The organism is Burkholderia sp. SJZ089, assembly GCF_007828315.1.
Classification (GTDB): domain Bacteria; phylum Pseudomonadota; class Gammaproteobacteria; order Burkholderiales; family Burkholderiaceae; genus Burkholderia; species Burkholderia gladioli.
The window spans coordinates 30,263-42,440 of sequence record NZ_VIUM01000003.1; the positions used below are offsets into that span (position 1 = coordinate 30,263).

Below are 12,178 nucleotides of genomic sequence, written 5' to 3' on the forward strand. Positions count from 1 at the left end.
TCCAGCCAATAGTACGTGGCGACATCCGCCCTGTCACGGCTCCTGAACTCCGTGTTTTCCCGGTCCTGGCGCGGGATTCGTTTCGTATTTGTGTTCAATGCGTCGAGCGATCTTCTGTTTGGTGAATAGATGGCTAGGGACGTCCCACACTGTGGCGAGGCGCCCGCGGCAGCGGTCAAAGAAAAAGCCCGGCATTGCCGGGCTCGTGTGTTCAACCGCTCAGGCGGTCATCTGGTCAATACCGCCCGAGATACGTTTCCGTGCAGATATGCGTGAAGTACGAATACGAGGAGTTGGCGCTGAGCGCGCCGCTATCCGTATAAGCCACCGCGAACGAGTTCGGGTTGTAGGTGATGCGCCAGTGATCGGCCGGCGTCGAGAGCGTCTGGAAATCCCCGGTGAAGGTACCGGAGCCCTGGCAGGTGCCGACATTGAGCGGCAGGGACAGGCTGCCGTCCGCGCCCGTGTAGCCCGAGGTGGTGGTCAGCAGGGTCAGCTGGTTGGTGGTGCTGCGGTCGTAGGCCTGGATCGTCACATGCTCGCCGGCCGGCAACCGCACATTGCCGGTGTGGTCCCACGCGATCACGCCCGGCGTGACGGTGCGCGCGACGTTCTCGTGCGACGGCGCGAGGTGAGTGATGTTCTCGTTGTCGAGGAAGCGGTAGAAGCCGGCCGTGCCCGCGCCATCCGACACGCGCAGCGTATACGGCTGCGATGCCGGTGCCGAGGTGCCCGTGTTGTAGACGCGCAGCATCAGTGTGGCGCCCGCCGACGAGCTGACGTTGTAGGTCGTGCCGCTCGCCAGGGTCGCCCAGGTGTTCGGCGCGGTCAGCAGTTGCGCGGTTTGCGTGCCGGTGCCCGTGAAGGTGATCAGGTTGGCGCTCTGCGTGCTCGGCACCTGCACCGTGTAGTAGTCGACGTCGCTGACGGTGTCGAGGTTCGCGCTGATCAACTGGTTGCCGGTCAGCTGGCTCGGGCGGTTGATCGAATCGTTCGGTTCGTAGCTGTCGTAGCCGGTGGTGCCCGTCACCTGGAACTGGAAGGTGGCGCCGCCGGTGCCTTGTTGCGAATCGACCAGCAGCAGCAGGCGCACCGGGCCCGGCGGAATGCCCTCGACGACCTTGCTCTGCGCGGTGCCGGTTTCGTTGTCGAGATAGGTCAGGGTGCCGTCGTTGTTGACCTGCACGAGATGCACGTCGTGCTGCTCGTTGGCGGGAAGATTCACCACGTAGGCGACCGTCTTGGTCAGGTCGGCGGCGACGAACTCGAAGCAGTCGGTCTGGCCCGACGGTGCCGTGTTCGCGTTGTAGGCGGCGCCCACCTGGATATCGGCGCAGCCGGCCACCGGCGGCGCGACCGTGGCCGCGGTGGCGGCCTGGGTGGTGACGGCCGCGGCGCGCAGCGTGCGCAGCGACTGCAGGCGGCTGGTTGCCAGGCCCTGCGGCTTGATCGGCGTGGTCTTGCCTGCCACCTTGCCCAGCCGGCCCGCTACCGGCGCGCCGTCGTTGTGGGTGATACCGGGAACATAGGATTCCGCGTTGAGACTTTCCGCAGCATAGGACTGCATCGGCAGAATTACCGCGCCGACCAGCAGGCTCATCAATTGATGTCTCTTTTTCATGAGGGTTTGGCCTTGATTGAAATGTGAACGGCAGCATGCGAATCGCACTCCACGGCACAGGAGGCGCGACGCGCAGCCCTGAATCCCGCTGCCGCCATGTTGATTACGGAATAATTCATCTGTTTTTTAGGGTGAATGCCGTTCATTGACGAGGCGATGTCGCTCCGGGGTCGATCAGGAGCGGCGAGAATCCTTGACCGGCAAGGGAAATGGAAGATCGGAGTTGAATCACGATTGAACGGATATTGCGGAATGTCATGAGAATCGTATGCGCGCTTTTTTGAAACAATGAAGCATTGAGTTGCAATTTTCATTGCAATAGATGCGGCGAGGCGAAAGGCCAATAAATCACTGCAATGGCGGCGAACGCGATAAACGGGCCGAACGGAATGGGTTCTGCTGCCTTTTTGCATCCGCTGGAGATCAGCGCGATGGCGACGATTGCGCCGGCGACCGAGGATATGGCGATGATCCAGGGCACGGCTTCCCAGCCGAGCCATGCGCCGAGCGCCGCGAGCAGCTTGAAATCGCCGTATCCCATGCCTTCTAGGCCGCGCAGCATGCGGAACAGTTGGCCGAGCGTCCAGGGCAGCAGGTAGCCGACCATCGCGCCGATCACCGCATCGGGCAGCGGTGCGAATACCTCGGCGAGGTTGAGCGCGAGACCCGCCCAGAGCAGCGGCAGCGTGATCGCGTCGGGCAGCAGGTGGTGCTCGAGGTCGATCGCGCCCGCCGTGGCGAGGCAGGCGCCCAGCAGGCTCGCCGCGCACCCGGCCGGGGTCGGGCCGAATGCCGCGCATGCGCACAGGGCCGCGATCATGCAGGTGGCAACGAGACGCGGCAGCAGGAATGCGATGTGTCCCGCGTCAGCCAGGCAGGCGATCGCCCGGCCGCGATACGCGCAGTTCCGGCGTGCCCTGCGTGGGTCGAACCGCGCGTGCTCGGCGGCGGCGTCGCGCTCGATCGCCGCCGGCAGATGAAGGGCCACGAGCGTCGACAGGATGCCCGATACGCTGCCCAGCAGGAGGAACCACAGCCATGTCATGAATGCACGTCGTTCGAAGGATGGCAGGCTCGACGATCAAGATCTGGAAAATAGCCTCAATTTCTTATTTTCCGACCTGACGAATCGCCTATTGATTAAGAATTAATCTTGAGATGAGCTTGTGATATCGGGATGTCAACTTTTTTCGGTATCTTATCGAGAAAAATATCCGATTGAACATGGAAAATTCTAATCTGACGAGTCAAGTCGCGGCACGGAAACCCGGCTGATAAATTTCCCTCGGTCGGCAGCAAGGGGCCTGTATGCGCCCCTATCAAGGCTGACTCACAACCTGGTTGAAAACCATCAAGTCAATGTCGTCGGCATATCGCATGTCGGTGCGGGATGTCGTGTGCGTTGGCTTTTTCGTTTCCGGCTGCGGTTTGTCTTTTACAACTCGGGAGTCGAAATAAAATGAAAAATCGCAAAAATCTTCGGAAGCAGTTGGGTCAGGGCATGACCGAATACATCATCATCGTCGCGCTGATCGCGGTATCGTCGATTGGGGTCTATGCCTTCTTCGGCAAGACTGTCCGCACCCAGACCGCGGGCCTGGCCGAGGAAATGTCGGGCAAGAGCGCGCAGGCAAATATCAGTGCGGCACAGCAGGAAGCCGGCAATGCGACGTCCGATGCAGCGAAGAAGAAGGGCTTGGGTAGCTACTCGAACGAGAGCGTCGAAGGCAAGTAATCCAGGCGGCGCATCGTAGATCATGACGGCCCCCGCCCACACAAGGCACGCCGATGAACGTGGGCAGGCGCTGCTGCCCGCGCTGCTGTTCCTGGCGGTCGGCTGCGCCGCGCTCCTGCTCGCGTTCGGCTCGCTGCAGTTGACCAGCGCGAAAATCCAGTTGCAGAACACCGCGGATGCGAGCGCCTACGCGGCCGCCTTGCTGCAGGCCCGCGACTACAACTTTTCCGCCTACACCAACCGCGCGATGATCGCCAACCAGGCCGCCGTCGCGCAGATGGTGGGCCTGAAATCCTTCGTCGACATGCTCGACGAGCACGTCGCGGAAAACTCGCTCGCGGATCGGGTCGCGAGCCAGATCAGCCGGAACGGCGTGGACGAGTGGATCAGGAAGAAGCGCGAGGCGAGGGCATTGATTCATCCGGTGCGCGAGCGGCTCGACGTCGATTTGCCGCGCATGACGCGCAGTCTCGACACCATCATCTCCGCGCTCAGCAACGCGCAACGCAGCTATCACGAAGCCACGCTGATGGGCGTGCCGAGCCTGGCCGGCCAGGTCGCGCGCGCGAACCAGCCCGATACGCGGCTTGCCGACGGCGCATTCGACGACCCTCGATCGCAGCAGGAATTGTCGGCCTGGCGTGACCATTCCGTGGAATTCAAGCCGCTTGAGCGGCCGACGGACCGCTTTGCCGAAGCCGTGACCGCGGCTTCCACGCTCGGCGGCTTCACGACGAGGCGCTGGATCAAGGAAGACGAAACGGTGATCGGGGACGGGTGCTGGGGGGCGGTCAGCCGGAAAGCGGACCTGGTCGGCGGCACGCAGTTGCGGCCCCGCCGCGAGGGCTGGCAGGCCATCGACGGCACGTCGACCCGGGTGCAGACGAGGCATGACTGCGCCACGACCAAGGTGATCCAGGTGTGGGTCGAGGACGGGGACGACGACGGCGGCGAGGCTGGAGCAGCGGGCGACGGGGGCGCGAAGGGACATTGGGAGCTCCGGGAAGTGCGGGAGATCGAGCCCCGCGTCGACGATACGAGCGAGGAAGGCCGCGGCGGCGCGGGCAACGGCCGGAAAAGCCGCTACCAGAGCTGGTACGGCTACGGCGGCTACGTGAATTATGGCTATCCGAGCCCCTCGCCGGGGACGGTCATGCCGTCGATGCGGGCGCAGTATCGGGCCGGGTCGGGCGTCTCGATGAACGTCGACGGCGGGCTGCAACCGTATCGCGACCTGGCCGGGCAGGGTCCCGACCAGATCGCGCCACGCATCACCATCCGCCTGGTGCGGGATCAGGGCTCGACGATCAGCGATCAACGCCTGCTCGGCGAAGGCCGGGTCGGGGTATCGATGTCCGGGCCGCCCTTGACGGCGCTCGCGTCGGGACAGGCCTATTTCGCGCGGCCCGACGAGAAGGGGCTGCGCTACGTATACGGCCTGCTGCGCTACTCCGGAGGATGGTCGCGCGCCGATGGACGCACCGAGTATCCCAGCCTGTTCAATCCGTATTGGGAGGCGCGATTGGCGCCGGTGCCGGATGCCATGCGTGCTTCCGCGAGCGATGCGTCAAGCCGCGGGGAAGCCAGATGAAAACATGTGGAATGCGAAGCATCGTGCGCCGGCAGGGCGGCCAGGCGATGGTCGAGATGGTGGCCGGGCTCGCGTTGGTGTTCGTCATCGGGTTCCTGGCGATGGCGATGTTCGGCCGGCTCAACGACGTCCGCAACAAGGCGCTGATCGGTTCGCGCTACGTCGCCTGGGAGCGCACGGTGTGGATCAACCCCGACGACACCGGCACCGGCACCGATGGCTGGTGGTACGAAAAATTCGGCGCGGGGGCACAAACCGTGACGAAAACGGACGAGGTGCTCAGGCGTGAATTCCTGGCCCGTGTCGTGGCGCCGCGTCGAACCTCGATTTCCGGCACGGATGCCGATATGCCGCTTTCGGCCGCCTTGCCGCCTTCATGGCGTGATCCCGGCGGCACGGCCTTTGTCCGGGATCGCCGCGACGTGATGGTGTCGACCCGCGCGACCGACCGGATGCTCGGCAGTCTCGCCAAGATCGCCAATCGGCCGATCGGCGTCTATCGCTCGCCACACGTCGAGCAGGAAGTCTCGCTCCTGATGGCGTCGCGCACGATGCAGGACGGCAGCGTGGCGGTGGATGTCGACCTGGGCGGCGCGTTCGCGCAGCGCCTGTGGCCCTCGCTGTCGCGCCTGCGGTTCCAGAGCACCGCGACGCTCGCGACCAACACCTGGACACCGGATGGCCGGCTGGGCGTGGTAGCGGCGATCGGCCAGAAACTGGCGACGCCCACCGCCATTCCGGACGCGATGTTGACGGCGCGCGACCGGCAGACGCTGGCGCGGTCCATCGACGGAGTCGGCAATGTGCTCGGCCCGAGCTACTTCAAGCCGGGCTACGTCGACACGGAATCCGTACCGCTGGGTGCACTCAAGTGAGCGCGTCCTGGCGGCGGTATCCGGCGGTGTTTCTGTTGACGGCCTGCGGGGCCTGGAACGCGGCAGCAGGCACCTGCGAACGGGAACCGGTAGCCGCGGCAAGCACGGTGTGGATCGGTGACGACATGCAGTTGGACGGGAGGGCCATGGTGGTCCGGGCCCTGCGTTTCGACCGGTCGGCGCGGCAGGTCGAGCGCGAGTTCCAGGCCTACTGGGACCGCGAGGGGCTGCCGTCGATGGGCACGCAGGGAACGCGCGGCCGCGTCCTGAGCGGGCTCGACGAGACATGCCAGTACGTGCTCGAACTGCAGCCGGGCGCATCCGGCGATACCGCCCACGGCCTGATGAGCGCGATGCAACTGATGCCCGCCGCCGCGCGCCGCTCGATTCCGGAGTCGGCCGCGGTCCTCCCCGCCGGCCGGATCCTCTCCGATATCGAAAGCCGCGACCCCGGCCGTGCCGGGCGCACGTGGGTGATTGCGCTGGGCGGCCGCGCGGAGGATGGCGCCAGCCGCTATCGCGGCGAATTGCGGCGTGAAGGCTGGAAAACAATGGTGAGCATGGCGCCGCCGCCCGCGCGAGGTGCGCGCTCCTCGGATGCCGCACTGGCGATGCAACGAGGCGCCTACCGGCTGGATGCCGTGTTCACCGAACAGATGGGGCAGACGACTGCCGTGATCAATGTAATGGAGAGCCGTTGACATGCAAGGTTTGAAGCGCCGGACACGGCATCAGGGAGGACAGGCCTACGTCGAGTATGTGGTGGCCTTGGGCCTGCTCGTTGGGGCGCTGGTGGCGGGCGGCGACACGTCGGTGATGAACACGCTGCTGGTGTCCTTGAAATCGTTCTTCGACGCATATGGCTATGCGCTGTCGCTGTCTTGACCGGATCGGGACGGCATCGTGATCTTCAATCGAATCAACTATCGTTCCCTGCTTGCCAATACCTGGCTGCTGATCGGCATGGCCGTGGCGGCGGCCGGCGGCATCACCTGGGCCACGTATCGCTACATGCTCGCGAGCGAGGCCCGTATCAAGGCGGAGGCAGCGGAGCGTCGCGAGGGGCCCGGCGTGTCGGTGGTGGTGCCGCGCGCCGACGTGCCGGCGGGCACGCCGCTCGACAGCGCGGTGTTCGTCGCGCGCGAGATCTCCGCCGATCTCGTCTACGACGACATGCTGCAGGTGGACGATTTCACTCATCATCGCAATGCCGTGCTGGTCAAGCCGGTACGCCGTGGTCGTCCATTGCGCCTGCAGGATGTCGACGTCACGCGCGCCCGCGATTTCTCCGACACGCTTGCGGCTGGCATGCGCGCGCTGACCCTGCCGATCGACGCGATCAACTCCACCGATTCGATGCTGCGCCCCGGCAACCGCGTCGACCTCTACTGGGTGGGAACCCTCTCCTTCGTCACGCGGGGCGGCGATCCGGCAGGCGATACGAAATCGATCCGGCTATTGATGCCCGGCGTGCTGGTGCTGGCGACCGGTCACGACGTTCGTCCGCGCGATGCGGGCGAGGCGGCGCGCGACATGGCCGATGGAGCGCGGCGCGATGGTTATGGCACGGTGACCTTGCAGGTGCCGGTCGCCGAAGCGGCGCGCATCGCGCTCGCGCAGAAGCTAGGCGGCTTGCGGCTGGTCCTGCGCAACAGCAGGGATCCGGGCGATCCGGTGCAGCGAGGGCTCGACGAAACCGAGCTGTTCGCGGCCAGGGCGGACGCGCCCGCCGACGATCGCGAACGGGTCGAGATCATCACCGGCGGCGGCAAGGGCACGACCGTGCAGGTGGCGATCGATCCGGTCGACGTCAACGTCCGGTCCGCCGCCTCGCCTGCCGGCGAGCCGCCGAGTCCGGTTGCCCCGGCGTCCGCCGCGGGCAGTGCCTATCGGCAGGCGAATGCGATTGCCCGCAGATTGCAGGCGGAAACCGGTGCAGCCGATGCGTCGCGCTGAGCGTCGAAACGGATACGAGTCGTTCATGGAAAACCAATATCGCGCGGCCTGCCGCGGTTGCCGCTTCGCGGCCTGCCTGCTGCTCGGCGCGCTGCTCATTCCTGGCGCGCCGCCGGTCCTGGCCGCGCGGCAGGCCGAACACGAGGAAAACGCGACGCCGGCGCAACACGCGCTGCTCGATCTCTATCGAGGCGAGATCCGCCTGATCGACGTGCCGGGCCGGATCAAGCGTATCGCGATCGGCGACGGCAGCCTGGTGACGGCCAACGTGGTGGACGGCCGGCTGATGCTGCTGGCCGAAAAGGCGGGCGTCACCTCGCTGGTGGCCTGGACCGCCAACGGCATTGCGCTGAATACCACCGTGCGCGTGGCGAAGGGCAATGTCCGGGAAACCGCCGCGCAGTTGCGCGAGGTGCTGGCCATCGTGCCGGACGTGAAGGTGATCGAGTCGGGGCCGAACATCCTGCTGACCGGCACCGTGCATCGCGACATGCTGGGGCGCATCAAGGCTGCGACCGCGGGCGTGCCGAACCTGGTGAACGCGATCGCGGTCGACGAGGGCGATGCCCTGAAGAAGACGATCCACTTCAAGGTGCGGATCATGGAGCTCACGCGCAATGCGCAGGAAAACCTCGGTATCGAGTGGGACCGGAAGATCGCCGGGCCACAGGCGGGCGCGCAGGGCTACATCGGCAGCAAGGCCGTGGCGGGGCCCGGCATGGTGATCGCGGGGATCTCGACCCATATCGCGTCGACGCTGAACCTGATGATCACCAGGGGCGACGCGTATGTCCTCGCGGCGCCCGAGCTGAATACCAAGAGTGGCGGCACGGCGAGTTTCCTGGCCGGCGGGCAGGTACCGATTCCGCGTGCCGGCGCGCTCGGCACCACCGATGTCGAATACAAGGACTACGGGATCAAGCTCGACATCAAGCCGGTGGTGGACGCGAACAACGTGATTTCCGCCCAGATCGACACCGAGATCAGCCAGATCGATCCTTCCGTGTCCTATGGCGGCTACCCCGGTTTCCTGACGCGTAGCGCCCGCTCGGACATCTCCCTGCGCGCCGGCGAGACGATGGCGATTTCCGGCCTGGTCAATGCCGATGCGATCGGCAACATGAGCCGCCTGCCGTTTTTAGGCCGCTTGCCGATCATCGGCCGCCTGTTCCGCTCCGACGAATTCCGCTCGAAACGCAGCGATCTCGTGATCTTCGTGACGCCGATGATTTCCGATCCCACGCTCGCGCCGAATACGGACCTGCTCGCGCGCGCGGACCGGATCGATCGCGGCTTCCACGAGCGGCACGGCGATCCGAGTCCGCTCGCGGAACGCGATCGGGCTCGCGGCAAGGACGAGGCGCGGCAGGCGATAGGACCGACCCGAGCGCAGCCGGTCGGCCCGCTGCGCGCGCAGGCCATGCAGGACGACCGTGGCGACGCCTCGGGCAATCCGTTGTCCAGCCGGGTACCGCCTCGCCAGGCGCCGACGCCGACACGGCCGGCGCGGGGCGAGGCGGCATCCTTCGGTTCTGCCTCGCCCTCGGCGCAGCGTCGCCTGCTCGATGGCATCGACGCGCCGGCTCAGGGTTCCTTGCCGCGCAACGGCGCACCACCGCCCCCGGTCGCCGAGCCCGTCACGATTCCCGCCACGCCGATCGAATGGCGCCCCACCAAGGTCGCGACGCCGGACAGCGCCGCCGGCACCGAGTCACGATGAGCCAGCCAGAGGAGACAGCACCGTGCTGAGTCTGCAAGTGCAATTGCGCCACGGCGCCCCGCAGGTCGTTCGCATCGAGGATGGTTGCACGATCGGCAAGTCGCCGGCGTGTGATGTCGTGATCAAGGGCATGCTGGTCGGCAGGATCCAGGCGCGCATCGTTGCGCGAGGCAATGCCTGGTATCTGGAGGATCAGGGCGGGATCGCGAACACGCTGGTCAATGGCGCACCCATCGAGACCTTCGGGCCCCTGACCGCGAACGACGAAATCGAGATCGGCACGGCGAAGCTGCGCATCGTGGCCGAGCCGTCGTCGCCCGCGCAGGCCGCGGCGGACCCGCTGGCGATGCCCGCCGCGCCCCCTGGCGTGTCTGCGCAGGACGGCGCCAAGGTCGCGGCCGCGCCCGCCACGGCCCTGGTCGGGACCGCCGCGGAGCCCGCCTTGTCCGTGCCGGCGGCACGCAGCGATCCCCCGCCCGCTCGCCGCGCGACTCCCGTTCCCGAGTTGCCGACGCCGGCCATCAACAACCGAATCGGCATCGAACTGCGCAAGACGGTGCATATGCGTCTGATCGCCGAGCTGGATCTGCGCCGCCTGAACGTGGCGCGGATGGACGATGACGAATTGCGGCGCACGGTGGGCGGCGCGCTGGACGAGATCCTCGGCAACGACGCGGCGTTCCGCTCGGCCGATGTTTCGCTCGAGGCGCTGCGCAAGAGCGTGTTCGACGAAGTGATCGGGCTCGGGCCGCTGGAGGAGCTGATCGCCGATCCGGAGGTCAGCGAAATCATGGTGAATTGCCACGACGAGATCTTCGTCGAACGACGCGGCAAGCTGACCCGCTCGCGGGTGATCTTCACCGACGACCGCGCGGTGCTCGGCGCGATCGAGCGCATCGTCGCGCCGATCGGCCGGCGCATCGACGAGAGTTCGCCGATGGTCGATGCGCGCCTGTCCGACGGCTCCCGCGTCAACGCGGTGATCCCGCCGCTGGCCCTGAAGGGGCCCAGCATCACGATCCGCAAGTTCTCCCAGCGCAAGCTGACGGGCGAGGACCTGATCGATTTCGGCTCGATGTCGGCCGACATGCTGGCCTTCCTGCGCACGGCGGTGGAGCAGCGCGCGAACATCATCATCTCGGGCGGCACCGGTTCGGGCAAGACCACCTTGCTCAACGTGCTGTCCAACTACATCCCCGACGATGAGCGGATCGTGACCGTCGAGGATGCCGCCGAACTGCAACTGTCCCAGCCGAACCTGGTCGCGCTCGAAGCGCGTCCGCCGAACATGGAGGGCAAGGGGGCGGTGCCGATCCGCGATCTGGTGAAGAACTGCCTGCGCATGCGGCCCGACCGGATCGTGGTGGGCGAATGCCGCGGCGGCGAGGCGCTCGACATGCTGCAGGCCATGAATACCGGGCACGACGGCTCGCTGACGACCGCTCATGCGAACTCGCCGCGCGACTGCATCGCCCGCCTCGAGGTGATGACGCTGATGGCCGGGCTCGACCTGCCGGTGCAGGCGATTCGCGAGCAGATCTGCTCGGCGGTCGACATCATCGTCCAGCAGACGCGTTTCTCGTGCGGCTCGCGGCGCGTCACCCACGTGACCGAGGTGAGCGGGATGGAATCGGGCGTGATCCAGCTGCAGGACGTATTCGTGTTCCGGCAGGACGGCTTCGGCGAGGATGGCCGGGTGCAGGGCGTCTTCCATCCCACGTCCTATGTGCCGGACTTCTATCAGGAATTGATACGCCGGCGTATTCCGGTCGACACCTCGATCTTCACCGGCGGGGCCGAGGCGGGGCATGCATGAACCTCCTCGTGCTGCTCGCGCTGATGTTCGCCGGGACGATCGTCCTCCTGGTCGTGGTGTTCAAGCTGGGGCGCGTTGCCATGACGGCTCGGTCGCGCCGCGTCGCGGGCGAGATCGAGGCCTCGCTCGCCGAGATGTACGTGTTCGTGAATCGCCAGCAGAGCGCGCTGTTGTCCCTGCTGGCCATCATCCTGCTTCCGTTGTTCGCCTATTTCCTGTTCGACAGCGTGCTGCTCGCCGGTGTCGCGTTGGTCGGGGCCTTGATGGCGCCGCGCCGCGTGCTCGCGATGATGCGCAAGCGCCGCATCGCGATGCTCGAACGCCAGTTGCCGGACGTGCTGCTGATGACGGCCGGCGCGCTGCGTGCCGGCGCGAGTTTCGCGGTGGCCATGGAAAGTGTCGTATCGGAAGCGCCCGCGCCGATCTCGGGGGAGCTCGAGCTGCTCATGCGCGAACTGCGTCTGGGCATCGACCTCGATATCGCGATGCAGAACATCGAGCGGCGCATTCCCGTACCCGACTTCCTGATGGTGACGGCCGCCGTCACCATCTCGCGGGAAGTCGGCGGCAATCTCGCGGAAGCGCTCGAATCGGTGGCGCGCACGCTCGGCGCCAAGCTGCAGATGGAAGGCAAGATCCGGGCCCTGACGTCGCAGGGGCGCATGCAGGGCATCGTGATGACCTTGCTGCCGCTGGGCCTGATGGTCGTGCTCAATTTCATGGAGCCCGAAGCGATGGCGCCGCTGTTTCATGAGCGGGTCGGCTGGCTGACGCTGGCCGTGATCGCGGTGATGGAATTCCTGGGCTACAAGGCGATTTCGAAAATCACCAATATCGACGTCTGAGTCGCGGGCAAGGGAATTC

12 protein-coding genes are annotated in these 12,178 nt (G+C 66.1%); 9 read left to right on the forward strand and 3 right to left on the reverse strand.

The genetic code is table 11. The features are described 5' to 3' along the window. Positions 1–235 precede the first annotated feature (235 nt). The 3 genes from FB600_RS06240 to FB600_RS06250 are packed head-to-tail and all read right to left on the reverse strand — an operon-like array spanning position 236 to position 2,666. On the reverse strand, positions 236–1,621 hold the full coding sequence (locus FB600_RS06240) for a hypothetical protein (RefSeq protein WP_046581147.1): 1,386 nt from the start codon (positions 1,619–1,621) through the stop codon (positions 236–238). Beyond that, the gene (locus FB600_RS06245) at positions 1,618–1,935 is read right to left on the reverse strand and encodes a hypothetical protein (RefSeq protein ID WP_126240135.1); all 318 of its coding nucleotides are present in this window, start codon (positions 1,933–1,935) and stop codon (positions 1,618–1,620) included. Before FB600_RS06245 ends, FB600_RS06240 begins: the two co-directional genes overlap by 4 nt. Continuing rightward, positions 1,932–2,666: a prepilin peptidase gene (locus tag FB600_RS06250; RefSeq protein ID WP_052747508.1), complete on the reverse strand. Its 735-nt coding sequence runs from the start codon at positions 2,664–2,666 to the stop codon at positions 1,932–1,934. Before FB600_RS06250 ends, FB600_RS06245 begins: the two co-directional genes overlap by 4 nt. Positions 2,667–3,080: 414 nt before the next feature. Between FB600_RS06250 and FB600_RS06255 the strand changes: the two genes are divergently transcribed. The 9 genes from FB600_RS06255 to FB600_RS06295 all read left to right on the forward strand — a co-directional run bounded on the left by FB600_RS06255 (position 3,081) and on the right by FB600_RS06295 (position 12,159). Next, positions 3,081–3,356 carry a hypothetical protein gene (locus tag FB600_RS06255; protein ID WP_046581146.1) on the forward strand — a complete coding sequence of 92 codons (276 nt, stop codon included), beginning with the start codon at positions 3,081–3,083 and terminating at the stop codon, positions 3,354–3,356. Positions 3,357–3,378: 22 nt separating this feature from the next. Next, positions 3,379–4,947 carry a hypothetical protein gene (locus tag FB600_RS06260; protein ID WP_145756384.1) on the forward strand — a complete coding sequence of 523 codons (1,569 nt, stop codon included), beginning with the start codon at positions 3,379–3,381 and terminating at the stop codon, positions 4,945–4,947. 11 nt (positions 4,948–4,958) lie between these two features. Further along, positions 4,959–5,822 carry a hypothetical protein gene (locus tag FB600_RS06265; RefSeq protein WP_145756385.1) on the forward strand — a complete coding sequence of 288 codons (864 nt, stop codon included), beginning with the start codon at positions 4,959–4,961 and terminating at the stop codon, positions 5,820–5,822. Beyond that, the gene (locus FB600_RS06270; protein WP_096752175.1) at positions 5,819–6,523 is read left to right on the forward strand and encodes a hypothetical protein; all 705 of its coding nucleotides are present in this window, start codon (positions 5,819–5,821) and stop codon (positions 6,521–6,523) included. Before FB600_RS06265 ends, FB600_RS06270 begins: the two co-directional genes overlap by 4 nt. 1 nt (position 6,524) lies before the next feature. Continuing rightward, positions 6,525–6,707, forward strand: coding sequence for a hypothetical protein (locus tag FB600_RS06275; RefSeq protein ID WP_096752176.1), 183 nt, complete (start codon positions 6,525–6,527; stop codon positions 6,705–6,707). Positions 6,708–6,785: 78 nt separating this feature from the next. Beyond that, complete coding sequence (cpaB, locus tag FB600_RS06280) at positions 6,786–7,778, forward strand: Flp pilus assembly protein CpaB (protein ID WP_244125081.1); 993 nt, start codon at positions 6,786–6,788, stop codon at positions 7,776–7,778. 25 nt (positions 7,779–7,803) lie between these two features. After that, a complete protein-coding gene (locus tag FB600_RS06285) occupies positions 7,804–9,498 on the forward strand; it encodes a type II and III secretion system protein family protein (RefSeq protein ID WP_098182350.1) in 1,695 nt (564 codons plus the stop codon). Between the two features lie 22 nt (positions 9,499–9,520). Beyond that, on the forward strand, positions 9,521–11,314 hold the full coding sequence (locus tag FB600_RS06290) for an ATPase, T2SS/T4P/T4SS family (protein WP_098151465.1): 1,794 nt from the start codon (positions 9,521–9,523) through the stop codon (positions 11,312–11,314). Beyond that, entirely contained in the window at positions 11,311–12,159 is an 849-nt protein-coding gene (locus FB600_RS06295; protein WP_096752180.1) for a type II secretion system F family protein, read from the forward strand. Before FB600_RS06290 ends, FB600_RS06295 begins: the two co-directional genes overlap by 4 nt. Positions 12,160–12,178 lie beyond the last annotated feature (19 nt).